Here is a 22,458-nt window from a genome sequence, read left to right on the forward strand (position 1 = left end):
TCTCTCGTTTTTATTGGGCGGATCGGGAAGTGACAACCTGGGAAACAACCTGTGGCGCCAGTCCGAGGAACGGTGCCTTGGCCCACACGACCTTGCCGCCGACCAGCGTCAGCAGCACGTCATTGCGGCCCAGTTCCTCCTCGGGCACCTGCATGAAGTTCTTGTCGAGCACGATCAGGTCAGCCAACTTGCCGACTTCGATCGAGCCCAGCACCGCTTCCAGCTTCAACTGTTCGGCGGAATTTAAGGTGATGCTGCGCAGCACTTCGGCTCGCGACAGCGCCGGATCGCTGTTGAGTCGCCCGGCGTACTTGGGCCCATAGCTGTGCGGATTGGTCGGATCGCCGGAACGGGTGACGCCGACTTTCAGCGCCAGGAACTCATCGAGGGGATCGACCGGCCAGTCGCTGCCAAACGCCACGCGGCCGCCGGCATGGGCGATGCTGCCCGAGGGTTCCATGCGCTCGAATCGTTCGGCACCCAGGTGATCACTGGTGCCGTCGACCGTGGACGGGGCCTGCTGCGCCCACTGGAATGACATGGTGGCGGTGACGTCCAGTGCCTTGAAGCGTGAATAGTCGGCAGGGTCCACTGACTCGGCGTGCGCGATGGCCGGGCGGAAATCCGTACCGGGCAGTTCCTTGCGCACATAGGCGACGCTGTCCAGTGCATCGCGCACCGCGCGCTCGCCGGTGGCGTGCAGGTGCGGATCGAGACCGGCCTTGACCGCTTGCAGCACCAGCGGATTGAGCACCTGCGGCGGGAAGTACAGCTCACCCAGGTTCTTGCCCGGCGTCCACTTCGGCGCCTTGTCGGTGCCGCTGTTGTGCAGGTACGGGGTCAACATGGCACCGGTGTCCGCCGGGGCATTGATGATGCCGTCCATGAAAAGTTTGACGTGGCGCATGTTCACGCCCGGCGCGGTTTTCACTTCGCCCTGGTCGTAGGTGCTGGCCAGGGCCTTGGCCTCGGCGATGGTTTTCACCGGGTCGGCGGCAGCGGCGGCCGGGTCCAGCTTGATCGCCAGCAAGGCCCGGGCGGTCAGCTCACCGGATTTCTGCAGGCTGGTGAAGGCCTTGCCGTTTTCCGGGCCGGACATTGCATCGAAGAAACTGGTGATGCCTTGCTGGCGCATGGCGTCGAGGGCCGCTCGCATCTGGTTGAGTTTTTCCGCGTCGGTCGCCGGCGGCACCACGGCGGCCAGCGATTCGGCGGCGCCGTCTTCACAGATACCGTTCGGGTTGCCGGCACTGTCGCGGCGGTATTTGCCGTCTTCGGGGTCGGCGGTGTTCTTGTTGATGCCGGCCAGTTCCAGGCCGCGGGAGTTGGTCAGCACGGTGTGGAAGTCGGTGGAGCGCACCTGGATCGGACGCTGGGTCTTGAGCGCGTCGAGGGTCGACTTGTCGGCATCGCCGTCGAGCCCGGTCATGCCCATGCGATCCCAGCTGCCGACTTCCAGCCAGACGTCCGGGCCCTTGTCCTTCTCGGCATCGAGGCAGGCCTGGATGCTTGCCTGAAACTGCGCGCGGGTCATGGTCTGGTATTTCAGGTCGCACAAGGTCATGGCGCGCCCGCCATCCCCCGGGTGCATGTGTGCATCGACGAAGCCCGGCATCAGCATGCGCCCGGCCAGGTCGATCAGTTGTGTCTGCTTGCCGATGTAGCCGTCGACCCCGGCATCGCTGCCGACATAGACGATCTTTCCGCCCGAAATGGCGATGGCCTGCTGCACGGAATTCTGGCCATCGACCGTGTAGACGTAGCCATTGCGCATGACCGTGTCGGCGGGTGTCGCCGCCAACGCCATGGCGGAAAATGTCGTGGTCGCCGCCATGGCGACAAAAAGCCTGGAAAGTCTCAAATGCCTCACCCCTGTTCTTATTGTTTTGAAGCGGCCCGAACGGCTGCACAAGCCCTTGTATAGACAGGGCCTACCCTATAGGGCGCAGCGTTCGAATGGACCTCTGCAAATGAGGAGGGGTAAGGCAAATAATTGAAACGGCTGGGATTAATCCCGGCGCACGGGCTCCGCCGGCGCGCCCGGCGAACGCAGGACCGAGCCCAGTTCCACCTTGCTTTTCACACCGAGCTGCAAGTAGCAATTGCGCAGGTAGGTGCGCACGGTAGACGGGCTCAAGGCGAGCATCCGGGCGATTTCCTTGTAGGAGTGGCCAGCGGCGAACAGCATCGCCGCCGTGCGCTCCCGAGGTGCCAGGCCGTCGCCGCCCGAGGGGGCTTCGAGGGACAGGATGACGTGTTCGGCGTTGGGGCTCAGGGTCAGGGCGCAGCGGCCCAGACGGATCACGCAGGGGGCCTTGGACAATTGCGCGATCACCTCGGGCGGCAGCGTGGAACCGCTCCAGCCGGGCAGTTCGCGCTGGATCGCAACACACAACCTGGCCCCCACATAGAGCAGACTGCCGTCCATGCGCGCGACGCCAAAATCACTCGCGCCGTTTTCGCTGTCGAAGCGAATCATGTCCTGCACCTGAAACCGCCACAGCTGGAACAGGTGATCGCAGAACGCCAAGAACAGCTCGGCTTCGTTCTCCTCGAACGCCTGTTCATCCTCACCCCGGTAGAGGCAGACGAAAAACATCAGGCCGCTTTCGGGCAATTCGTAGGTGATGCTCATCAAGTGATAGAGATCGTAGCGCCGGGCGAAATCGTTGACTGCCTCGCAAGGGTCGGTGAACCCCTTGTCGCGCACCACCTCACCGGGACGATTGAGCGTGGCGTAGGAGAACTGATCGTTGGCCGCCACTGGATGCCAGTCGGCGGCAAAGGACTCAGGAAGATTGATGCTGCCATGCATCCAGCTTTGCATGGGCACTTCAGGACCTGGTGCAGACATTTCGCCCCACCAGGCAGATGCGAAGGGCACCAGTTGACCGAATGCCTGCAGACCATCGGCGATGAACCGCGACGCCCCGCTCTCCCGCGCCAGCCGCCCAAGGTGCAATACGCAATGATTGAACTCCTTGAGCGTGGCCATCGTCGCGTTACCGCCGACTTTATTTTCCTCCCCCATCATTGCGATCCCGTTCACTGCATGGCCTTTCGTTTCGACGATGCCATAGGCCCGTGACGGGCGTCCAGCAGGCAATGACATCAACGGTTACAAAGTGCTGTTCATCCCGTACAACCGGGGCCTGCGGTCCTCATGCAGGTCGTTGCGGGCACTGATGCGCTTGTTGCGCGCCTCAGCCAGGTTCAGCGTGGCCAGCAACATCTGTTCGCCGCCCTGCTCCGCCGGCCCGGACAACGGGTAGCCGTCGGCATCGACAATGACTGAGCCCTGGACCCAGCCGACACCGCGTTCATGGCCATAGCGATCACAAGCCGCAATGAACATGCGGTTGACCGAGGCATTGGCCTGCACCCGCAGCACTTCGGCCGGGCGTTCGGTCTGCGGCCGCGGACCGTCGGGCCAATTGACCGGAGCACACAGCAGATCGGCCCCGGCCAGCGCCGGTAGACGCACCCACTCGGGGAACTCCAGGTCGTAGCAAATCAGCATGCCGAGACGTCCGTGCACTGTCTCGACCACCGGCGGTGGTGCATCGCCGGCGGTGAAGATGTCCTTCTCGGCATCCCACAGATGCGCCTTGCGGTACACCGCGCGCAGGCCATTGGCGTCGATCATCGCCGCGCTGTTGGCCAGTTCATCATCGGGCAGGCGCTCGCAGAAACCGCCGACGATCACCAGGTTCAGCTCACGGGCCAGGGCCTGCCACAATTGCAGGGTCGGGCCGTCAGCGGTTTCCGCCAGGCTCAGCGCCTCAACGCGGTCGGCAAACAGATAGCCGCTCTGCACCAGCTCGGGCAACACCACGACTTGAGCGCCCTGCAAGGCTGCCTGGCGAATCGCGCGTTCGGTGAGCGTGCGGTTGTAGGCCAGGTCGCCGATTTTCGGTGCCAGTTGGCAGCAGGCGACCACGGTATTTTTTACGCTGTTCAACGCCCTGCCTCCGCAGATGAATGGGTCATGGCGACGATGTCGCTTTCAGTCAGCGCATCGATCACCCGGCGTTCGGCAGCCAGATCGATCGAGCGGCTGAGCAGGTAGTAGGTCAGCCCCGAGACCACCAGGCCCACCAGCCAGGCGATGTCCACGCCTTCGAGCATCCGCGCCAGTGGCCCGACGAAAACCTCTTTGCCGGCGGCGGCATCGAAGATGTAGAAGAACGGCACCATCGCGGCAAAGCCGATCAGGTACGAAACGATGCCGCGAAATTGCCAGGCGCCGTAGATGCCTTTCGGCGTGAAGAAATGCGGGATCGCATAACGGCCCTTGCGCACGAAGAAGTAGTCCACCAGGTTGACGGCGGTCCACGGCACGAGGAAGTACAGCAACAACACCAGGAAGGTGTTCAACAACGCGATGCCGTCACCTTTGATCGACAGCACGCAGGTCAACAGGATGACGCTGATCACGCTGATCGACAGCACCCGGGCACGCGGTGTCGGGGTGATTTTCCTGATCGAGTCGACTCCGGTCAGCAGCGTCAGCATGGCGCTGTAGGTGTTGAGCGCGATGATCGGCAGGAAACCCGCCACCGAGACAATCACCAGCAGATTGCCCAGCCCCGGCACCATCGAGGAGCCGACCTGATTCAATGCCACCAGCGCATCCGCCGCTTTCAGCTCCTGGGCCAGCCAAGCGCCGAGGCCGATCATCCAGCTGCCGGACAACGAAGCGCCGATGAACACCGCCGCGATCAGTTTCGGTCGGCTGGTGTTTTTCGGCAGGTAGCGGGAATAGTCAGACACATAGGGCGCATAGGAAATGTTGTAGCTCGCGCCGATGGCGAACAGCGTGGCGAAGGCCACCCAGCTGAAGCCCAGGTCGGTCGCCGGGGTGACGCCTTCGGAACCTGCGCCGAACATCAGGGCGATGGTCACCAGGGCATACAGCGGCAAGGTCGCCAGCAAAGCCCACTTGAAGGCCTTGTGCATCAGGTCGTGGCCGTAGATCGACAACAGCGCGCCGATCAGCACCACGGCCACGGCGACGATGGTCGGGTCGATGCCGAACACATGCTCAAGGCCGTTCATGATCAACGAGATATTGACCACGTTGAAGCCGACGAACACAAACATCGTCGCCATCAGCGCCAGGATCACCCCGCGATAACCGAACTGGGCGCGGGACTGGATCATCTGCGGCAGGCCCATTTCCGGCCCCTGGGAGCCATGAAACGCCATGAAGATGGTGCCGAACATGATGCCCAGGGCACCGGCGAGCAGGGTCCACAGCGCCGACAAGCCCAGGCTCGGACCGACAAAGCCGATGGAGATGGTGAAGAAGTGGAAATTGCCGAGGAACCAGAATGGCCCCTGGCTGCTGAGTTTGGCGTGACGTTCGTTTTCCGGAATGTAATCGATGGAGTGGCCTTCGATGGCCAACCCGCCGCTCGCCTCGGCGGCGTGCGCAGACACTGGGGAACCTGACATACGATTGTTCCTATGCTGTTGTTTGTTGTTTTTGTGGGTACAGCGCTCGCTACGACGTCCAGATCGGGTGAAACTCCAGAAAAATCTGACGATGACGCTGGTTTCACGGCAATGTAGGGCGTGAGTCCGGGCAATAAAATATCGCAGGCACACTGTTCACATAGATCCGCATCTATGTAAGCGAGAATCGGGAGCCCCCATGCTGGGAACTGTAACGGAGCTGGATCTGCGTCTGATCCGGGTATTTCTGACCGTCGTCGAAGCGGGCGGCATATCGGCGGCGCAAACCGCCCTCAACACCACGCAACCCACCATCAGCGCGCAATTGGCGACGCTGGAAGCCCGGGTCGGTTTCCGCTTGTGCGAGCGCGGGCGCGGCGGGTTTGCGGTGACGCCCAAAGGTACGCAGTTCATCGACGCGGCCCGACGCTTACTGGCGGCGGCCGAGGGTTTTCGGGTCGAGGTGCAGCACATCAATCGCAAGGTCTCGGGCAGTATCAACATCGGCCTGCTGGGGCAAATCGATCCGGTGGCGAACAAGAAAATCGGCCAGGCCATTGCCCGTTTACGGGCGCGGCACGAGGGGCTGTACTTCCATTTCACCGAGCTGTCGTCGTCCCTGCTGGAAGAAAAAATCATCAACGGCCATATCGACCTGGCCATCGGTTACTTCTGGCACCGCTTGCCCAACATCGATTATTTCCCGCTGTTCCCGGAAACCCAGATTGCCTATTGCGCGCCTTCGCATCCGCTGTTCGACCAGGTCGGCGCGCTGACCCGCGAAGATGTCAGCGGGTTTGACTGGGTCTGGCCGAGCCATCCGCTGCCGGAAATGCCGGCCCCCACGTCGATCGAGCGCCTGACCGTGCTCACCGACAGCATGGACGGCGCCGCCCTGCTGATCCTGTCGGGCCAGCACCTGGGGTTTCTGCCACAGCACTACGCAACCCGGCATGAACAGTTGGGGCAATTGCACCCGCTGAATCCGGATCTGCTGCGTTATGAGGTTCGTTTTCATGCGGCGGTGCGGCATTCATCTCGACAGAAGGATCTGGTGAGTGCGTTCCTGAACGAACTGATCGAGATTTTCGGACCGACGTAGTCAAGCAGTCGCCAAGAGGTGTGCTCAACGCTGGCTCAATCGCTATATAGTTTTGTATATTGCGAAACTTATTTTTCCCCAGATAGCCCCATGAGCCGTATCCGCCAGCACAATCTGCACCTCATCCTGCAAGCCGCCAGTGCCGAATTCGCCGCCAAAGGCTTCGACGGCACGCAAACCCGCGACATCGCATTGCGTGCTGGGGTGCCGAAAGCCAATCTGTATTACTACTTCCAGACCAAGGAAAACCTCTACGCCCAGGTGCTGCTCGGCTTCGTCCAGCCATTGCTGGATGCGTCAGCGGTGCTGCGCGAGAGCGACGACCCGGTAGCAGGGTTGCAGGCCTACATCACCGCCCGTATCCGCATCGCCCGGGAGCATCCGCACATTGCCAAGGTGTTCAGCGGCGAGTTGCTGCTGGGGGGCAAACAGTTGCCCGAGGAATGCCGCGACCTGCTGTACGCCGAGGCCCGGCGCAACGTCGAATGCCTGAGCGGCTGGATCGACCGGGGCCTGATCGCACCGGTCGACCCACAGCACCTGATGCTGTTCATCTGGTCGGCGACCCGCACCTACACCAATCTGGGCTGGCAGATGGCGCACATAACCGGGCGCGAGACACCGCAGGATGAGGACTACGCCAATGCGGCGGCGACCATTACCCGGCTGGTGCTGGGCGGCGTGGTGCCGGTTGCGGTCACCTGTAGGAGCGAGCTTGCTCGCGATGGTCGCGAACAATGGCACGTGTTTTCTGGATAAAACGCGTTGCTCTCAGGTTTTTCGCGAGCGAGCTCGCTCCTACAGGGGAATGTGGTGGGTTCAGAAGTGGATGTCCTTGGCCGGCATCACATCGATCCGCGCCACGGAACCGGTCAGGTGCGCCAGATCCTTGTTGTGCTCGGTGATGATGTCTTCGGCGGTCTGGCTGCCGTTGTCGACGGTGGAATGTGCGTCGTCCGCCAGCACCACGTCGTAGCCCAGTTTCAGGGCCTGGCGCACGGTGGCGTTGACGCAGTAATCGGTCTGCAGGCCGCAGATGACCAGGCGCTCGAAGTCTTGCTCCGGCAACAGTTTTTGCAGGTTGGTCTTGTAGAACGAATCCGGGGTGGTCTTGCGCACGCGATGATCCGTGGCCGAGGTTTGCAGCCCTTCGGCCAGTTGCCAGCCGGCAGTGTCATGCGCCAGCGGACTGCCCGTTTCTTCGTGCTGGATCAGCACCACGGGAACTTCGGCCTTGCGGGCCCGGGCCGAGAGATCGTTGATCGTATCGATAACCCGTCCAATCTCGAAACACTCGTACTCACCGGAACACAAGGCCTGTTGGACATCGATGATTAACAACGCAGTGGTCATGATTTCCTTCCTTGAAATGTCGAGGGGTCAGGGGACGAACATAAGCCCGTCCCCCGCCGGATACAACCCTCAATAACCCAGCGACAAGCCGGTATTGCGCCGCGGGTCGTTCGCCCCGTAGAAACGGTTCTTGCCGACCGGTTTGCCACCCAGGGACGGCGCGCCGACCAGGATCGCCGCCAGATGGTTGGCATCCTGGGGACCGGCGAACTTGTGGCCCCAGCTTTCGAGGATCTTCACCGTATCCGGGCTGGTGGTGAAGGCTTCCAGGTTGGTTTCCTCCGGCAGCCACTGCTGGTGGAAACGCGGCGCGTCGACCGCTTCCTGGATGTTCATGCCGTAATCGATCACGTTGAGCATGGTCAGCAAGGTCGCGGTGATGATGCGGCTGCCACCTGGCGTACCGACCACCATCACCACCTTGCCGTCCTTGGTGACGATGGTCGGGCTCATGGACGACAGCGGTGCCTTGCCGGGTGCGATGGCGTTGGCTTCGCCCTGTACCAGGCCGTACATGTTCGGCACGCCGATTTTCGAGGTGAAGTCGTCCATTTCATCGTTGAGGATGACCCCGGTCTTGCTCGCCATCACGCCGGCACCGAACCAGTCGTTGAGGGTGTAGGTCACCGACACCGCGTTGCCCCACTTGTCGACGATGGAGTAATGCGTGGTGTTGTTGCCTTCATGGGGCGCTACACCGGGCTTGAGTTCGCTGGATACCGCGGCTTTTTGTGGATTGATCGCTTCGCGCAACTTGGTCGCGTAGTTTTTATCCAGCAGGTGGGCGATCGGGTTCTTCACGAAATCCGGGTCGCCCAGGTAGCTGTTGCGGTCCACATAGGCGTGGCGCATCGCCTCGATCTGATAGTGCATGCCCTGGGCCGAGTGATAGCCCAGGTCCTTCATCGGATAGCCTTCGAGGATGTTCATGATCTCGCAGATCACCACGCCGCCTGAGCTCGGTGGCGGTGCCGAGACCACGTGATAACCACGGTAGTCGCACTCGATGGGCGCCAGTTCGCGGGTCTTGTATTTGTCGAGGTCGGCCTGGGTGATGATGCCCTTGTTGGCCTGGCTGGAGGTGACGATGGCATCGGCCACCCAACCTTTATAGAAACCGTCGGCGCCCTTCTCGGAGATTTCCCGCAAGGTCTTGCTCAGGTCCTTTTGCACCAGTTTCTGGCCGACCTGCATCGGCTCACCGTTACTCAGGAAGATCGAGCCGGAATCCTTGATGTCCTTCTTGAACACGTCGGTGGCGTAGTCCAGCAGATCGACATCGCCCTGTTCCAGCACAAAACCGTCTTCAGCCAGCTTGATGGCCGGGGCGATGATTTCCTTGCGCGGCTTGGTGCCGTACTTGGACAACGCCAGTTCCATGCCCGAAACAGTGCCCGGCACGCCCACGGCCAGATGGCCACGGGTACTCAAGTCGGGAACGACGTTGCCCTCCTTGTCCAGGTACATGTTGGCGGTGGCGGCCAGCGGCGCCTTTTCGCGGAAGTCGAGGAAGGTCTTGCGCCCGTCCGCCAACTGAATGGTCATGAAACCGCCGCCGCCGAGGTTGCCTGCCGCGGGGTATACAACCGCCAGCGCATAGCCGACCGCGACTGCCGCATCCACGGCGTTGCCGCCGTTCTTGAGTACATCCACGCCCACATGGCTGGCCAGGTGCTGGGCCGTGACCACCATACCGTTTTCCCCGGTAGCCGGGGCCACGGAGGCGGCGTGGGCAGTCAGGCAGCTGAGCGCCAACGAGGTCGCAATCAGCGATTTGGCAAAAGGTTCGTACTTCATGAGTCGGTCTCTTCTTGTTATTACGTAGGAAAACGCTTCAAAAGCCGTAGCCAAGTATGGTCGGGATTACGTATTGCGCCTCCCCGTCGAGACAGTATCCTTAACACCTGTTCAGCAATTTCACGTGTGCCCTGACATGACCTATACCTGCACCACCGTGGCTTCACCCGTGGGCCAGCTGAAGCTGGTGGCGAACGGTTCACGACTGGCAGCCATCCTCTGGGAAAACGACAAACCCGGGCGGGTGCGCCTCGGCCCGATGAGCGAAGCGCCGGATAACCCGATCCTGGTGCGTACCGCCGTGCAGTTGCGCGAATATTTTTCCGGCAACCGCGATCGCTTCGAACTGGAACTGGATTTTTCCGGCACGGAATTCCAGAAGAAGGTCTGGGCGGCGCTGCTGACCATCCCGTTCGGCGAGACTCGCAGCTATAGCCAGATCGCCGAGCAGATCGGCAACCCGGCAGCGGTCAGGGCGGTGGGCGCGGCGAATGGCAAGAACCCGATTTCGATCGTGGCGCCGTGTCACCGGGTGATTGGTGCTTCGGGCAAACTCACCGGGTTTGCCGGGGGGCTTGAGGCGAAGGAGCTGTTGCTGACGCTGGAGGGCTGCGAGTGGTCGGGCGCCAGTCGCATGGGTGATTTGTTTTAAGACAACACACCATCTTTGTGGCGAGGGGGCTTGCCCCCGTTGGACTGCGCAGCGGTCCCAAATCCATACACCCCTGAATTCCAGGAAGGTCGCGTTCTCCGTTTTTTTACGACTGCTTCGCAGCCGAACGGGGCGATGCGGCGTTCCGACAAGCCCCCTCGCCACAAAAGCCCCTTCCACCACAGGGTCAGGTTGGGGCGAAGAGGTTTTTCATCGCCGCATACTGCAACAGCATGATGGTCTTGGCGTCGCAGATCTCGCCACGGTAGAACGCCTGGAGCGCATCCTCGAACGCCCACTCCAGCACTTCAAGCTCCTCGGTTTCCGCCTCCAGCCCACCACCCTCGCCGACTTTCGACCTGGCGTCGTATTCGGCAATGAAGAAGTGCAGCTTTTCCGTCACCGAACCGGGGCTCATGAACGCCTCGAACACCTTTTGCACATGGTGCACGCGATAACCGGTCTCTTCCTCCGCCTCATCGCGGATGCGGTCTTCAGGCGCCGCGCCCTCCAGCAGCCCCGCCGCCACTTCGATCAACAGCCCATCGTGACCGTTGACGAACACCGGCAGGCGAAATTGCCGGGTCAGTACCACGGTTTTCTTTTCGCGGTTGTACAGGAGAATCGCCGCGCCATTGCCACGGTCGTAGACCTCGCGGACCTGGCGTTGCCACTCGCCGTTGTTGCGTTGGTAATCGAAGGTGATTTTCTTGAGCAGGTACCAGTCGTGGGACAACACCTGGGACTCGACGATGTTGACCCGCTCGGCTGTGTTCGACATGACAACGCATCCTGTTTCTTGTCAGAGGGTGCACATGTTAGGCGAATACAGGCCCCCTCAAGCAAGCTGCGCCTTGTACTCCTTCTCATACTGCCCGGCCAGCGTCTCTTTCTGTTTGTCGTCGAGCAGTTTGCCGGCCATCTGGAAGAACTTCTGCTCTTCTTCCTCGAGGTGGTGATGCACCGTCTCCGAGAGTTTTTTCGCGGTTGCCAGCCAGGCCGGGCTGGACATCTCGGTGCCGTCCAGTTCCTCCATCATTTCGTCCATTTCGTGGTGCTCGGAGATGGCATGGCGGCAGAGGTCAACCCCGTTATCGAACTCCATCAGCGGGATGTAGAAATGCCGCTCTTCGGCCGTGGCGTGAGCCTGCAATTCAGACTTGAGTTGCTTGTAGGCCTCGACCCGCTCAGGCGTATCGCCGCTGGTACGGATCAGCGCCTCGGCATAGGTCCGTTGGCGTTCGTGGCTTTCGCGCAAGGCTTCAAAAATGTTCACGGGGCGTAGTCCTCATCAACTGCGTTCTGGAGTGACGCGTCTTAAGCAATGACAACTGCGCGTTGGCGACGGTTCAACTCGTTATGAGGGGATGGATCAATCGTCCCAACCGAGCTAGGCTGCGGCTTCAATGCCATATGGATATAGCCATGAACCTGCGTATCGAACTGTCGCAAAACCCCACGGATGAACAACGCCAGGCCATCCTCAAACCGTTGCGCGCCTACAACGGCTCGAAGGCCGAAGGTAACGTGCCTGAGCACATCGCCTTGCTGGTGCGCGATGACAACGACGAGATCCTCGGCGGCCTGCACGGCCGCTTGTTTTACCAGTGGTTGTACATCGACTTGCTGGTGGTGCCGGAACAGGCACGGGGACAGGGCATGGGTTCGAAACTGATGCAGATGGCCGAGGACCTGGCGCGAGAACGGCGCTGCGTCGGGCTGTGGCTCGACACCTTTGAATTCCAGGCGCCGGAGTTCTACAAGAAATGCGGCTACAGCGAGATCGGGCACATTGCCGACTATCCGCCGGGGCACAAGCACTTCTTCTTCCAGAAGCGCCTGAGCTACTGACCCGCACACTAAACCACTGTGGGAGCGGGCTTGCTCGCGAAAGCGGTCTATCAACCAACATTGATAGCGACTGACACTACGTATTCGCGAGCAAGCCCGCTCCCACAAGATACTGCGCAAGCCTTCAGGTCACAGGCAAGTCGCCAACGCCGCCAACCGGCGCTTGGCCACGAAATCATCCTTTTGTGCGTAGTAGCTCAACACTGTGCCCGAGGCATCGGTGGTCACGTCCACAAACGACTCTGCCGAACGGGTATAAACGGTCGTGCCGCCCTTCTCGCCAGGCTCCAGATAGGCTGCGGCATCGACGCCGAACACAGCCTCGTCCTGCCAGGAAAACTGCACGCACTGGGCGACATCTTTTCCCGGCTTTTCCGAGTTCAGGGTCTTGTACGGGGCCTTGGTGCGGGCATCGTTCATCGCCGGGCCCGCGCATCCCGCCAGCAAAGTCACGGCCAGCGCCACCATCAGAATTCGCATTGCATTCACTCATCGGGAAAAAGCGGACTTTATCACCCCGGCAGCCCGTATCGTTCTGCTTTACTTCATTTATACCGCGACATGGCGCGACGATTCGCGCACCCTGTCGCGCCAATAGCAGCGCATCGCACCCATGACTGGAAACCTGATGACACCCAACGCCGAGTTCTACAAACCGACCACCGAGTATGCCGACAAGCTGATCAGCCAGATCGGTCAGACGCCGTCCTGGATTGCCAAGCGAATCGGCGTCACCGACAAACGGATCAAGTACATCCTCGACGGCGAAAGAACCGTCAAAGGCGAAACCACGCCGATCCAGATGACCTACACCGAGCAGTTTGCCCTCGAATGCCTGGCAGCAGCGGCCAAGGCCAGCAAGAAGCAGTCTTCGTAATCCCCACTCAAGGAGTGACCATGGCGGCAAGCGAACAGCAACATGAGCAGGCACTGAAGCGTTTTCTCGACGAACGCCCCGAGTTGCGCCACGACCTCGACAATCTCAACCCGTTGCTGGCCCAGGCCAAGGGTGAAACCCGGACGGAGTACCGCGACGAACGTTTGCATGAGGCCTTCGAAGCCGAAGCCGAGCGCCTCGGGCTGTTCGCCTGGGAGCTGACGCTGCAACTGACGGTTGCCACGGCCGAAGACTACGAGGCGCAGCGCCTGGAAGTGCACCGGGAAGTGGCGGATATGGCTGGCATGGGCTGGCTGGAATATTGCGAGTTGAATGGGATAAAACCCTAGGCACTGCTCAAGGACGCCGTCACCGATGCTGCCCAACACCACCAGGACCCACGCCAGCCCCGGTCATTTGCACACGCAGAAATGGCGCGGGCGCATTGGCCTGAGCCTGGTGGCCATGCTCTCGGTACTCGCCGGCATGACCGACGCCATCGGCTTCATGGCCAGCGGCGACTTCGTCTCGTTCATGAGCGGCAATACCACCCGGATGGCTGTCGCCATCAGCACTGGCGACCTTGGCTTGACCCTGCGCCTGGTGATCCTCGTCGCTACCTTCATCGTCGGCAACGCGCTGGGCATTATCGTCAGCCGGCTAGGCAGACGTCGGGCGCTGCCCTTGTTGTTGAGCATCGCCGCCCTGCTGTGTGCCGCCGCGGCCTGGCCTTTTGACGCGCAGCTGCTCGCCCTGCTGGCGGCGATCATTGCAATGGGCATGCTCAACGCCGCGGTGGAAGAAGTGAACGGTCTGCCGGTGGGCCTGACTTACGTCACCGGTGCCCTGTCGCGCTTCGGCCGCGGACTGGGGCGCTGGATGCTCGGCGAGCGCCGCAGCGGCTGGCGCGTGCAACTGATCCCCTGGACCGGCATGTTCGCCGGCGCGGTACTCGGTGCCGTGCTGGAACATCACCTGGGGCTCAAGGCGTTGTTTGCCAGTGGCCTGCTGGCTGCCGCGCTCGGGGTGTTGTCGTTGAAGATCCCGCGGCGCTGGCAGTTGGGGTATATGCCGCGTTGAGACTGGTGTTGACTGTGAGGCCGCCTTCGCGAGCAAGCCCGCTCCCACATTGCTCGTGTGAACACTGGAGATCAAATGTGGGAGCGGGCTTGCTCGCGAAGGGGGCGACACGGTCTACGAATAAACGCCCTTCGCCGCCCCGCCGATAAAGCATTATCATGGCCGCAGTTTTGCTGATCGAGTCCGTCATGAAATTCGCCATCGCCGTGTTTTCCGCCGCCCACGCGCCCTCTTCGCGCCGCGCCTTGCTGTTCGCCCAAGCGGCGCTGGCCGGCGGACATGAGATTGTCCGGCTGTTTTTCTATCAGGACGGCGTCTACAACGCGTCCGCCAGTGTGGTCACGCCCCAGGATGAACTGGACTTGCCCAAACAATGGCGCACTTTTGTCAGCGACCAACAACTCGATGGCGTGGTGTGCATCGCCGCCGCCCTGCGTCGTGGTGTTTTGAACGAGGAAGAAGCCAAGCGCTATCAGCGCGAGGCTGTTGCCGTCGGTGCGCCGTGGGAACTGTCCGGCCTTGGCCAATTGCATGACGCGGGGCAGGATGCCGACCGCCTGATCTGTTTCGGAGGCGTGTGACATGGCCAAATCCTTGTTGATCATCAGCCGTCAGTCGCCATGGTCCGGCCCGGGCGCGCGGGAAGCGCTGGATATCGTGCTGGCCGGCGGCGCCTTCGACCTGCCGATTGGCCTGTTGTTTCTCGATGACGGCGTGTTCCAGCTGGCCGCCGGCCAGAACGCCAAGGCCCTGCAACAGAAAGACCTGAGCGCCAACCTGCAAGCCCTGCCGATGTTCGGTGTCGAGGAGCTGTTCGCCTGTGGCGACAGTATTACCCAACGCGGCCTCGACCCGAGCGGCCTGTCGCTGGAAGAAGCCCAGGTGCTGGCCACCGACGAAATCACCGCCCTCATTGACCGTTACGACCAGGTGATCACCCTCTGATGTCGACTTTGCATGTGTTGTCTCATTCCCCATTCGGCGACGAACGCCTGACCAGTTGCCTGCGCGTGATCGGCGCCAACGATGGCTTGCTGCTGTCCGGTGATGCTGCCTATGCGCTACAGCCAGGCACCGCGCCGTTCACCGCGCTCAGCGCGCGCGGCCTGAAACTGTTCGTCCTGGCCGAAGATGCCCAGGCCCGTGCGCTTGCGGTTCCAGACTGGGCCCGCGCCATCGACTACCCGGCCTTCGTCGAACTGTCGATTCACTACGACAAGGTCAACAGCTGGCTATGAATGCATTGACGGTCGGCGCCCGCGTCATCGAGCTGGACAAGGACGGTTTCCTGGTCGAGCTGAGTGACTGGTCTGCCGATGTGGCCAGCGCCCTGGCGGCGGCTGAAGATATCGAGTTGACGCCCGATCATTGGGAAGTCCTCGAACTGCTGCGCAGTTTCTACGCCGAGTTCCAGCTGTCACCGGCCACGCGCCCGCTGATCAAGTACACCGCCCTGAAACTCGGCCCGGAAAAAGGCAACAGCCTGCACCTGAACCGACTGTTCAAAGGCACTCCCGCCAAACTCGCCGCGAAACTGGCGGGCCTGCCCAAACCGACGAATTGCCTATGACCGATTACCCAGCACTGACCCTCGAAACGCCCGCCGAGCATCCGTTCGCCCAATTCGTACGGATCCTTGGCAAAGGCAAACGCGGCGCCCGCGACCTGACCCGCGATGAGGCCCGCGAAGCCATGGGCATGGTGCTCGATGAAAAGGTCGAGGAAACCCAGCTCGGCGCGTTCCTGATGTTGTTGCGGCACAAGGAAGAAAGCGCCGAGGAGATGGCCGGCTTCACCGAGGGCTTGCGCGAACGCCTGAATCCTCCGGCGCTGGCGGTGGATCTGGACTGGCCGACCTACGCCGGCAAGAAGCGGCACTTACCGTGGTATCTGTTGGCGGCCAAGTGCCTGGCGCAAAACGGCGTGCGGATTTTCATGCACGGCGGCGGCGCCCACACGGCCGGTCGCTTGTACAGCGAGCAACAGCTGGGCGAATTGAACATCCCGCTGTGCCGCAACTGGCAACAGGTCGGCGCGGCGCTGGACAATGGTGGCCTGGCCTTCATGCCGCTGGTGGACTGGGCGCCACAGCTGCAACGGATGATCGACCTGCGCAACACCCTCGGCCTGCGCTCGCCAATCCACTCGCTGGCGCGGATTCTCAATCCGCTGGGCGCGCGTTGCGGCCTGCAGAGTATTTTCCACCCGGGTTATCAGGCCGTGCATCGCGATGCCAGCGGACTGCTGGGTGACACCGCCATCGTGATCAAGGGCGATGGCGGCGAAATCGAGATCAACCCGGACGCCGACAGCCACCTGTACGGCACCACCGGCGGCGAGAGTTGGGACGAAGAATGGCCGCAGTTGTCGGCGCAGCGTCACGTCAAACCTGCCTCGCTTGAACCTGAACATTTGAAAGCGGTGTGGCGTGGCGACGTGGTCGACAGCTACCCGCAAATGGCCTTGATTTCGACCATGGCCCTGGCCCTGCGCGGCCTCGGCCAGAGCCGCGAACAGGCCTTTGAAACCGCCGAGCAATACTGGGCCGCCCGGGATAAATCGATTTAACCGATCATTCACGCCCGATCTTTGCGCTTTTTGTTCGAACTCATCGGAATAGACTCAACTCCAACGATTATCGGTTTCGGGAGTCTTGGACATGGGTTTGTTAGTTGATGGCCGCTGGCAGGACAAGTGGTACGAAAGCAGCAAGGACGGCGCGTTCCAGCGTGAACAGGCGCAACGTCGCAACTGGTTGACCGCTGACGGCAAGCCGGGACCGACCGGCGTCGGTGGTTTTGCCGCCGAACCCGGGCGCTATCACCTGTACGTGTCGCTGGCCTGTCCCTGGGCGCATCGCACGCTGATCCTGCGCAAACTCAAAGGCCTCGAGAGCCTGATCGACGTTTCGGTGGTCAGTTGGCTGATGCTGGAAAACGGCTGGACCTTCGACCAGAGCCTGGGCTCGACCGGCGACAAGCTCGATCACTTCGACTTCATGCACCAGCGCTACACCGCCGACACGGCCGACTACACCGGCCGCGTCACCGTACCGGTGCTGTGGGACAAACAGCAAAAGCGCATCGTCAACAATGAATCCTCGGAAATCATCCGCATGTTCAATGGTGCCTTCGACGATTTGACCGGCAACGACCTGGACTTCTATCCGGCAGCGTTGCGCGGTGAGATCGATGCGCTGAACGAGCGGATTTACCCGGCAGTGAACAACGGCGTGTACCGCGCCGGGTTTGCCACCTCGCAACAGGCTTATGAAGAAGCCTTCGATGAGGTGTTTGCCGAACTGGACCGCCTGGAGCTGCTGCTGGGCGCCAACCGCTATCTGGCTGGCGAGTACCTGACCGAAGCGGACATCCGCCTGTTCACCACGCTGATTCGCTTCGATGCGGTGTACTACGGGCACTTCAAGTGCAACCTGCGGCGGATTGCCGATTATCCGAACCTGTCGAACTGGCTGCGGGAGATCTATCAGTGGCCAGGCATTGCCGAGACGGTGGATTTTACCCACATCAAGCACCACTACTACGCCAGCCATCGCACCATCAACCCGACGGGTGTGGTGCCCAAAGGCCCGGCACAGGACTTTAGCGCGCCCCATGACCGGCAGCGGTTGAGCGGGAAAGGGGTTTGGCGCAAGGCCTGAACCTGATCTCGGTTTTGCGCTGAATTTGAGGGCCTCTTCGCGAGCAAGCCCGCTCCCACATTGGTTTTGTGTCGTTCACAAATCCAATGTGGGAGCGGGCTTGCTCGCGAATGGGGCGACCCGGTCTCTAGACCTGCCCCTGAGCCCCTTCGAACCACGCCAGTTTCTCGCGCAGCTGCACCACTTCACCGACGATCACCAATGTCGGCGCATGCACTTCGTGCTCCGCCACCAGCCGTGGCAGGTCCGCCAGGGTGCCGGTAAACACCCGCTGATTGACCGTGGTGCCCTGCTGGATCAACGCTGCCGGTGTATCGGCACCGCGACCATGCTTGATCAACTGCTCGCAGATGATCGGCAAGCCCACCAGCCCCATGTAGAACACCAGGGTTTGCGCTGGCGCGACCAGATCGGCCCACGGCAAATCGGTTGAGCCGTCCTTCAGGTGCCCGGTGACAAAACGCACAGACTGCGCGTAATCGCGGTGCGTCAGCGGAATCCCGGCATAGGCCGCGCAACCACTGGCCGCCGTGATCCCCGGCACCACCTGAAACGGGATGCCATGAGCCGCCAGTTCCTCGATCTCTTCACCACCACGACCGAAGATGAACGGATCGCCGCCCTTCAACCGCACCACACGCTTGCCCTGTTTGGCCAGGTCCACCAATTGCTGGTTGATCTGGTCCTGCGGCACCGCGTGATCGGCGCGACGCTTGCCGACGTAAACCCGTTCGGCGTCGCGACGGCACAGTTCGAGAATCGCCGGTGCGACCAAACGGTCGTACAGCACTACGTCGGCTTGCTGCATCAAACGCAATGCCTTGAATGTCAGCAGATCGGGGTCACCTGGCCCTGCGCCCACCAGATAGACCTCACCGGTCGCCACTGGCGCTTCGCCATCGATCTTCGCCTGCAACAGGCGCTCGGCTTCACCGCCCTGCCCGGCCAGTTGCCGGTCGGCAATCGGTCCCTGGAAAACATCTTCCCAGAACGCCCGACGCTGCCGCACATCCGGAAACAGGCCTTTGACCTGATGACGAAAACGCGCAGCCAAACCTGCCAGGTGACCGTAGGTGGACGGAATCCAGGTTTCGATCTTGGCGCGGATCAAACGCGCCAGCACCGGCGCGTCGCCGCCGCTGGACACGGCAATGATCAACGGAGAACGGTCAACGATGGCCGGGAAGATCACGCTGCACAGCTTCGGCGCATCCACCACGTTGACCGGCACGCAACGCCGATGGGCATCGGCGGAGACTTGTGCATTCAGCGCTTCGTCGTCGGTGGCGGCAATGATCAGCCCGCAACCGTCCAGATCCGCTTCGGCGTAGCCCCGTAGCAGGCACTCGCCACCGCTGCCGGCAACCAGTTCGCGCAGTTGTGCTTCGATTTCAGGTGCAACCACCCGCAGCAGCGCACCGGCATCGGCCAGCAGGCGGGACTTGCGCAAGGCAATTTCCCCCCCGCCGACGACCAACACACGACTGCCGCGAAGGTTGTGAAACAGCGGCAGATAGTTCATTTAGCCGATGACCTCAAGGCCACCCATGTACGGCTTGAGCACTTCTGGCACGCGGATCGAGCCGTCGGCCTGCTGATAGTTCTCGAGCACCGCCACCAGGGTACGGCCCACTGCCAGGCCGGAGCCGTTCAGGGTGTGCACCAGTTCCGGCTTGCCGGTTTCCGGGTTGCGGAAACGCGCCTGCATGCGGCGGGCCTGGAAGTCGCCGCAGTTGGAGCACGACGAAATTTCGCGGTACTTGTCCTGGCTCGGGATCCACACCTCCAGGTCGTAGGTCTTGACCGCGCTGAAGCCCATGTCGCCGGTGCACAGCGCCAGGGTACGGTAAGGCAGTTCCAGCAGTTGCAGGACTTTCTCGGCGTTGGCGGTCAGGCCTTCCAGCGCTTCCATCGATTTCGACGGCTCGACGATCTGCACCATCTCGACCTTGTCGAACTGGTGCTGGCGGATCATGCCGCGGGTGTCACGACCCGACGCGCCAGCTTCGCTGCGGAAGCACGGGGTGTGGGCGACGAACTTGATCGGCAGCAGTTTCGAATCGACGATTTCGCCCGCCACGATGTTGGTCAGCGACACTTCGGCGGTCGGGATCAGGTATAGGTCGGCTTCGCCTTCGCGCGCGATCTTGAACAGGTCTTCTTCGAATTTCGGCAGTTGACCGGTGCCTTGCAGCGCCGGGGCCTGGACCAGGTAAGGCGTGTAGGCCTCTTCGTAGCCGTGCTCGGTGACGTGCAGGTTGATCATGAACTGCGCCAGGGCGCGGTGCAGACGGGCAATCGGGCCGCGCAGCAGGGCGAAACGGGCGCCGGACAGCTTGGCGGCGGTTTCGAAGTCCAGCCAGCCGAACTTCTCGCCCAGGGCTACGTGGTCCTGAACCTGGAAGTCGAAGGCCGTCGGGGTGCCCCAGCGACGCACTTCGACGTTGCCGTCTTCGTCTTCGCCCACCGGCACGGATTCGTGCGGCAGGTTGGGAATACCCAGCACGATCGAGTCCAGTTCAGTCTGGATCGCGTCCAGTTCGACTTTACCGGCGCTCAATTCACCCGCCATGCGCTCGACGTCCGCCATCAACGGCGCGATGTCTTCGCCACGCTGCTTGGCCTGACCGATGGATTTGGAGCGCGCGTTACGTTCAGCCTGCAGTGCTTCGGTGCGGGTCTGGACGGTCTTGCGCTGTTCTTCCAGCGCTTCGATGCGCGCAACATCCAGGGTATAGCCACGGGATGCCAGGCGGTCCGCTACGTCCTGAAGGTTGCTACGTAACAGTTTGGAATCGAGCATGTCGGTTTCTCGTTTATCAAAGTTTGGTCAAGGACAGGCCGGCCCAGGTGGCAAGCAGCCCGCCGAATACGCTGAGCGCCGCATAGCCCAGGGCCAGCGGCACTTGCCCGCTTTCCAGCAGGCGCACCGTATCCAGTGAAAAGGATGAAAAAGTCGTCAGCCCTCCGAGGAAGCCAACGATCAACCCGGCACGCACCTCGATGGGCACCTCCGGGCGTATCAAAAACAGACCGTATAGAACACCGATCAGCAAACAGCCCACGATATTAACGGCCAGCGTCGCGGTATAGAAGTGCCGCGGCCAATTCGCGTTGATCCAGTTGCCCGTGGCGAAGCGCAACAGCGTACCGGCGATCCCGCCGACGGAAACCGCAACGATCAAGGGAAGCACTATTTTCTCCGCTGCCTTGGGCTCAAACGGTCGAGTTTCGCCAGGTGGTTGAGTTTTTCGCCGATCTTCAACTCCAGGCCACGGGGTACGGGCTGATAGAACGGGATCGGGTCGAGTTCTTCCGGGAAATAGTCTTCGCCAGCGGCATAGGCGTCCGGCTCATCGTGGGCATAACGGTATTCATCGCCGTAGCCCAACTGTTTCATCAGCTTGGTCGGCGCATTGCGCAGGTGCAGCGGCACTTCCAGCGAGCCGTGCTCGGCGGCGGCGCGCAATGCCGTCTTGAAGCCCATGTACACCGCGTTGCTCTTTGGCGCGCAGGCCAGATAGGTGATGGCCTGCGCCACCGCCAGTTCACCCTCGGGGCTGCCGAGGCGCTCCTGGACTTCCCAGGCCGCCAGGCACAGGCTCAGGGCGCGCGGGTCGGCATTGCCGATGTCTTCGCTGGCCATGCGCACCACACGACGGGCCAGGTACAGCGGGTCACAGCCGCCGTCGATCATGCGCGCGAACCAGTACAACGCGCCGTCGGGGTTGGAGCCGCGCACCGATTTGTGCAGCGCGGATATCTGGTCGTAGAACGCCTCGCCGCCCTTGTCGAAGCGCCGCCGGGTATCGCCGAGCAGGCTTTGCAGGAGTTCGGTGCCGATCTCGCTGTTGTCTTCCGCCAGGTCCGAGGCGTTTTCCAGCAGGTTGAGCAAGCGCCGGCCGTCACCATCGGCGGCCGACAGCAGCATCTGGAAACCTTCATCGCTGAGGGTCAGGTTGCGCTTGCCCAGGCCACGTTCTTCAGTCAACGCGCGCTGCACCAGTTTGCGCAGGGCCGCTTCGTCGAGGCTTTTGAGCACATAGACCCGCGCCCGTGACAGCAACGCGTTGTTGAGTTCGAACGAAGGGTTTTCCGTGGTGGCGCCGATGAAAATCAGCGTGCCGTCTTCGACATAGGGCAGGAACGCATCCTGCTGCGACTTGTTGAAGCGATGCACTTCGTCGACGAACAGTATGGTCCGGCGGCCGTACTGCGCAGCCTGCTGCTTGGCGATTTCCACCGACTGGCGGATCTCCTTGACCCCGGCCAGCACCGCCGAGACCGTTTCGAAGTGTGCATCCGAGACTTCCGCGAGCAATCGCGCCAGGGTGGTTTTGCCCACACCCGGCGGCCCCCAGAAAATCATCGAATGCAGGGCACCCTGCTCCAGCGCTTCGCGCAAGGGCTTGCCGCGAGCGAGCACGTGCTCCTGACCGACGTACTCGTCCAGATTGGCCGCACGCAGGCGGGCGGCCAGGGGCTGGGCGATCGGGGTGCTGCGAAACAGGTCCATGGCGTACGTTTAAAACCTCGGGTGAATAACTAAATCTCAAAACGTGGCAAAGACCCTGTGGCGAGGGGGCTTGCCCCCGTCCGGCTGCGAAGCAGTCGTAAAAACTCCACAT

Annotated in this window: 26 protein-coding genes; 13 read left to right on the plus strand and 13 right to left on the minus strand. The window is 61.8% G+C overall.

Annotated elements, in window-relative coordinates; translation table 11 throughout:
* Window positions 1-10: 10 nt before the first annotated feature.
* From QMK54_RS20430 to QMK54_RS20445, 4 genes are all read right to left on the minus strand, one after another.
* Window positions 11-1,807: an amidohydrolase gene (locus QMK54_RS20430; protein ID WP_110662301.1), complete on the minus strand. Its 1,797-nt coding sequence runs from the start codon at window positions 1,805-1,807 to the stop codon at window positions 11-13.
* A 201-nt stretch (window positions 1,808-2,008) separates the two neighbouring features.
* On the minus strand, window positions 2,009-3,031 hold the full coding sequence (locus tag QMK54_RS20435) for a helix-turn-helix transcriptional regulator (protein WP_320402936.1): 1,023 nt from the start codon (window positions 3,029-3,031) through the stop codon (window positions 2,009-2,011).
* 87 nt (window positions 3,032-3,118) lie between these two features.
* Entirely contained in the window at window positions 3,119-3,961 is an 843-nt protein-coding gene (locus tag QMK54_RS20440) for a nitrilase family protein (RefSeq protein ID WP_320401240.1), read from the minus strand.
* Window positions 3,958-5,457, minus strand: coding sequence for a purine-cytosine permease family protein (locus QMK54_RS20445; protein ID WP_320401241.1), 1,500 nt, complete (start codon window positions 5,455-5,457; stop codon window positions 3,958-3,960). The genes QMK54_RS20440 and QMK54_RS20445 overlap by 4 nt, the downstream gene beginning before the upstream one ends.
* Before the next feature lie 199 nt (window positions 5,458-5,656).
* Between QMK54_RS20445 and QMK54_RS20450 the strand changes: the two genes are divergently transcribed.
* Both QMK54_RS20450 and QMK54_RS20455 read left to right on the plus strand, forming a co-directional pair.
* Window positions 5,657-6,559, plus strand: a complete 903-nt coding sequence (locus QMK54_RS20450) for a LysR family transcriptional regulator (RefSeq protein WP_110658813.1) — start codon at window positions 5,657-5,659, stop codon at window positions 6,557-6,559.
* Between the two features lie 90 nt (window positions 6,560-6,649).
* Window positions 6,650-7,318, plus strand: a complete 669-nt coding sequence (locus tag QMK54_RS20455) for a TetR/AcrR family transcriptional regulator (RefSeq protein WP_110658812.1) — start codon at window positions 6,650-6,652, stop codon at window positions 7,316-7,318.
* A 60-nt stretch (window positions 7,319-7,378) separates the two neighbouring features.
* On the opposite strand, the gene QMK54_RS20460 is transcribed toward QMK54_RS20455, so the two are convergent.
* Together QMK54_RS20460 and ggt are read right to left on the minus strand one after the other, a co-directional pair.
* The gene (locus tag QMK54_RS20460; RefSeq protein ID WP_223592067.1) at window positions 7,379-7,912 is read right to left on the minus strand and encodes a cysteine hydrolase family protein; all 534 of its coding nucleotides are present in this window, start codon (window positions 7,910-7,912) and stop codon (window positions 7,379-7,381) included.
* A gap of 69 nt (window positions 7,913-7,981) precedes the next feature.
* Entirely contained in the window at window positions 7,982-9,709 is a 1,728-nt protein-coding gene (gene ggt, locus QMK54_RS20465; RefSeq protein ID WP_110658808.1) for a gamma-glutamyltransferase, read from the minus strand.
* 136 nt (window positions 9,710-9,845) lie between these two features.
* On the opposite strand from ggt, the gene QMK54_RS20470 reads away from it, so the two are divergent.
* Entirely contained in the window at window positions 9,846-10,361 is a 516-nt protein-coding gene (locus QMK54_RS20470) for a methylated-DNA--[protein]-cysteine S-methyltransferase (protein ID WP_110658806.1), read from the plus strand.
* Between the two features lie 187 nt (window positions 10,362-10,548).
* Here QMK54_RS20470 and QMK54_RS20475 read toward each other — a convergent pair whose 3' ends face one another.
* Both QMK54_RS20475 and QMK54_RS20480 read right to left on the minus strand, forming a co-directional pair.
* Complete coding sequence (locus tag QMK54_RS20475; RefSeq protein WP_110658802.1) at window positions 10,549-11,142, minus strand: NUDIX domain-containing protein; 594 nt, start codon at window positions 11,140-11,142, stop codon at window positions 10,549-10,551.
* Window positions 11,143-11,199: 57 nt separating this feature from the next.
* On the minus strand, window positions 11,200-11,637 hold the full coding sequence (locus tag QMK54_RS20480) for a hemerythrin domain-containing protein (RefSeq protein ID WP_320401242.1): 438 nt from the start codon (window positions 11,635-11,637) through the stop codon (window positions 11,200-11,202).
* A 149-nt stretch (window positions 11,638-11,786) separates the two neighbouring features.
* Here QMK54_RS20480 and QMK54_RS20485 point away from each other — a divergent pair, with 149 nt between their 5' ends.
* Window positions 11,787-12,212, plus strand: a complete 426-nt coding sequence (locus QMK54_RS20485; RefSeq protein WP_110658798.1) for a GNAT family N-acetyltransferase — start codon at window positions 11,787-11,789, stop codon at window positions 12,210-12,212.
* A gap of 129 nt (window positions 12,213-12,341) precedes the next feature.
* Here QMK54_RS20485 and QMK54_RS20490 read toward each other — a convergent pair whose 3' ends face one another.
* Window positions 12,342-12,692, minus strand: a complete 351-nt coding sequence (locus tag QMK54_RS20490) for a hypothetical protein (RefSeq protein ID WP_320401243.1) — start codon at window positions 12,690-12,692, stop codon at window positions 12,342-12,344.
* A 148-nt stretch (window positions 12,693-12,840) separates the two neighbouring features.
* Between QMK54_RS20490 and QMK54_RS20495 the strand changes: the two genes are divergently transcribed.
* From QMK54_RS20495 to QMK54_RS20535, 9 genes are all read left to right on the plus strand, one after another.
* Window positions 12,841-13,089, plus strand: coding sequence for a hypothetical protein (locus QMK54_RS20495; protein ID WP_103395504.1), 249 nt, complete (start codon window positions 12,841-12,843; stop codon window positions 13,087-13,089).
* A 20-nt stretch (window positions 13,090-13,109) separates the two neighbouring features.
* Window positions 13,110-13,439 carry a DUF6388 family protein gene (locus QMK54_RS20500; protein WP_320401244.1) on the plus strand — a complete coding sequence of 110 codons (330 nt, stop codon included), beginning with the start codon at window positions 13,110-13,112 and terminating at the stop codon, window positions 13,437-13,439.
* A 25-nt stretch (window positions 13,440-13,464) separates the two neighbouring features.
* A complete protein-coding gene (locus tag QMK54_RS20505; protein WP_320401245.1) occupies window positions 13,465-14,169 on the plus strand; it encodes a YoaK family protein in 705 nt (234 codons plus the stop codon).
* A 188-nt stretch (window positions 14,170-14,357) separates the two neighbouring features.
* Window positions 14,358-14,750, plus strand: a complete 393-nt coding sequence (gene tusD / locus QMK54_RS20510; RefSeq protein WP_320402937.1) for a sulfurtransferase complex subunit TusD — start codon at window positions 14,358-14,360, stop codon at window positions 14,748-14,750.
* A gap of 1 nt (window position 14,751) precedes the next feature.
* On the plus strand, window positions 14,752-15,114 hold the full coding sequence (gene tusC / locus QMK54_RS20515) for a sulfurtransferase complex subunit TusC (RefSeq protein ID WP_223592058.1): 363 nt from the start codon (window positions 14,752-14,754) through the stop codon (window positions 15,112-15,114).
* Window positions 15,114-15,407 carry a sulfurtransferase complex subunit TusB gene (gene tusB / locus QMK54_RS20520; RefSeq protein ID WP_110658784.1) on the plus strand — a complete coding sequence of 98 codons (294 nt, stop codon included), beginning with the start codon at window positions 15,114-15,116 and terminating at the stop codon, window positions 15,405-15,407. The genes tusC and tusB overlap by 1 nt, the downstream gene beginning before the upstream one ends.
* On the plus strand, window positions 15,404-15,739 hold the full coding sequence (locus QMK54_RS20525; RefSeq protein WP_110658782.1) for a TusE/DsrC/DsvC family sulfur relay protein: 336 nt from the start codon (window positions 15,404-15,406) through the stop codon (window positions 15,737-15,739). Before tusB ends, QMK54_RS20525 begins: the two co-directional genes overlap by 4 nt.
* Window positions 15,736-16,737, plus strand: a complete 1,002-nt coding sequence (locus QMK54_RS20530) for a glycosyl transferase family protein (RefSeq protein WP_320401246.1) — start codon at window positions 15,736-15,738, stop codon at window positions 16,735-16,737. Before QMK54_RS20525 ends, QMK54_RS20530 begins: the two co-directional genes overlap by 4 nt.
* A gap of 91 nt (window positions 16,738-16,828) precedes the next feature.
* Entirely contained in the window at window positions 16,829-17,830 is a 1,002-nt protein-coding gene (locus QMK54_RS20535; RefSeq protein ID WP_223592049.1) for a glutathione S-transferase family protein, read from the plus strand.
* A 127-nt stretch (window positions 17,831-17,957) separates the two neighbouring features.
* Here QMK54_RS20535 and cysG read toward each other — a convergent pair whose 3' ends face one another.
* From cysG to QMK54_RS20555, 4 genes are read right to left on the minus strand one after another with little or no spacing between them, the layout of a single operon-like run.
* Complete coding sequence (gene cysG / locus QMK54_RS20540; RefSeq protein WP_320401247.1) at window positions 17,958-19,352, minus strand: siroheme synthase CysG; 1,395 nt, start codon at window positions 19,350-19,352, stop codon at window positions 17,958-17,960.
* Window positions 19,353-20,633: a serine--tRNA ligase gene (gene serS / locus QMK54_RS20545; RefSeq protein ID WP_320401248.1), complete on the minus strand. Its 1,281-nt coding sequence runs from the start codon at window positions 20,631-20,633 to the stop codon at window positions 19,353-19,355.
* A gap of 16 nt (window positions 20,634-20,649) precedes the next feature.
* Window positions 20,650-21,024, minus strand: a complete 375-nt coding sequence (gene crcB, locus QMK54_RS20550; RefSeq protein WP_110662614.1) for a fluoride efflux transporter CrcB — start codon at window positions 21,022-21,024, stop codon at window positions 20,650-20,652.
* Window positions 21,024-22,346: a replication-associated recombination protein A gene (locus QMK54_RS20555; RefSeq protein ID WP_110662615.1), complete on the minus strand. Its 1,323-nt coding sequence runs from the start codon at window positions 22,344-22,346 to the stop codon at window positions 21,024-21,026. Before QMK54_RS20555 ends, crcB begins: the two co-directional genes overlap by 1 nt.
* Window positions 22,347-22,458: the final 112 nt, after the last annotated feature.

Source organism: Pseudomonas sp. P5_109, assembly GCF_034009455.1.
In the GTDB taxonomy this organism is placed as follows: Bacteria; Pseudomonadota; Gammaproteobacteria; order Pseudomonadales; family Pseudomonadaceae; genus Aquipseudomonas.

What these genes read in the sequence shown, in the direction of transcription:
- QMK54_RS20445 (WP_320401241.1), bottom strand. Translation starts at nt 5,457, where the DNA reads ATGTCAGGTTCCCCAGTGTCTGCGCACGCCGCCGAGGCGAGCGGCGGG.
- tusC (WP_223592058.1), top strand. Translation starts at nt 14,752, where the DNA reads ATGGCCAAATCCTTGTTGATCATCAGCCGTCAGTCGCCATGGTCCGGC.
- QMK54_RS20460 (WP_223592067.1), bottom strand. Translation starts at nt 7,912, where the DNA reads ATGACCACTGCGTTGTTAATCATCGATGTCCAACAGGCCTTGTGTTCC.
- QMK54_RS20485 (WP_110658798.1), top strand. Translation starts at nt 11,787, where the DNA reads ATGAACCTGCGTATCGAACTGTCGCAAAACCCCACGGATGAACAACGC.
- QMK54_RS20555 (WP_110662615.1), bottom strand. Translation starts at nt 22,346, where the DNA reads ATGGACCTGTTTCGCAGCACCCCGATCGCCCAGCCCCTGGCCGCCCGC.
- QMK54_RS20430 (WP_110662301.1), bottom strand. Translation starts at nt 1,807, where the DNA reads ATGGCGTTGGCGGCGACACCCGCCGACACGGTCATGCGCAATGGCTAC.
- QMK54_RS20495 (WP_103395504.1), top strand. Translation starts at nt 12,841, where the DNA reads ATGACACCCAACGCCGAGTTCTACAAACCGACCACCGAGTATGCCGAC.
- tusB (WP_110658784.1), top strand. Translation starts at nt 15,114, where the DNA reads ATGTCGACTTTGCATGTGTTGTCTCATTCCCCATTCGGCGACGAACGC.
- QMK54_RS20435 (WP_320402936.1), bottom strand. Translation starts at nt 3,031, where the DNA reads ATGGGGGAGGAAAATAAAGTCGGCGGTAACGCGACGATGGCCACGCTC.
- QMK54_RS20490 (WP_320401243.1), bottom strand. Translation starts at nt 12,692, where the DNA reads ATGCGAATTCTGATGGTGGCGCTGGCCGTGACTTTGCTGGCGGGATGC.
- QMK54_RS20530 (WP_320401246.1), top strand. Translation starts at nt 15,736, where the DNA reads ATGACCGATTACCCAGCACTGACCCTCGAAACGCCCGCCGAGCATCCG.
- QMK54_RS20525 (WP_110658782.1), top strand. Translation starts at nt 15,404, where the DNA reads ATGAATGCATTGACGGTCGGCGCCCGCGTCATCGAGCTGGACAAGGAC.
- QMK54_RS20500 (WP_320401244.1), top strand. Translation starts at nt 13,110, where the DNA reads ATGGCGGCAAGCGAACAGCAACATGAGCAGGCACTGAAGCGTTTTCTC.
- QMK54_RS20470 (WP_110658806.1), top strand. Translation starts at nt 9,846, where the DNA reads ATGACCTATACCTGCACCACCGTGGCTTCACCCGTGGGCCAGCTGAAG.
- QMK54_RS20455 (WP_110658812.1), top strand. Translation starts at nt 6,650, where the DNA reads ATGAGCCGTATCCGCCAGCACAATCTGCACCTCATCCTGCAAGCCGCC.
- tusD (WP_320402937.1), top strand. Translation starts at nt 14,358, where the DNA reads ATGAAATTCGCCATCGCCGTGTTTTCCGCCGCCCACGCGCCCTCTTCG.
- QMK54_RS20450 (WP_110658813.1), top strand. Translation starts at nt 5,657, where the DNA reads ATGCTGGGAACTGTAACGGAGCTGGATCTGCGTCTGATCCGGGTATTT.
- QMK54_RS20475 (WP_110658802.1), bottom strand. Translation starts at nt 11,142, where the DNA reads ATGTCGAACACAGCCGAGCGGGTCAACATCGTCGAGTCCCAGGTGTTG.
- ggt (WP_110658808.1), bottom strand. Translation starts at nt 9,709, where the DNA reads ATGAAGTACGAACCTTTTGCCAAATCGCTGATTGCGACCTCGTTGGCG.
- QMK54_RS20535 (WP_223592049.1), top strand. Translation starts at nt 16,829, where the DNA reads ATGGGTTTGTTAGTTGATGGCCGCTGGCAGGACAAGTGGTACGAAAGC.
- QMK54_RS20505 (WP_320401245.1), top strand. Translation starts at nt 13,465, where the DNA reads ATGCTGCCCAACACCACCAGGACCCACGCCAGCCCCGGTCATTTGCAC.
- cysG (WP_320401247.1), bottom strand. Translation starts at nt 19,352, where the DNA reads ATGAACTATCTGCCGCTGTTTCACAACCTTCGCGGCAGTCGTGTGTTG.
- serS (WP_320401248.1), bottom strand. Translation starts at nt 20,633, where the DNA reads ATGCTCGATTCCAAACTGTTACGTAGCAACCTTCAGGACGTAGCGGAC.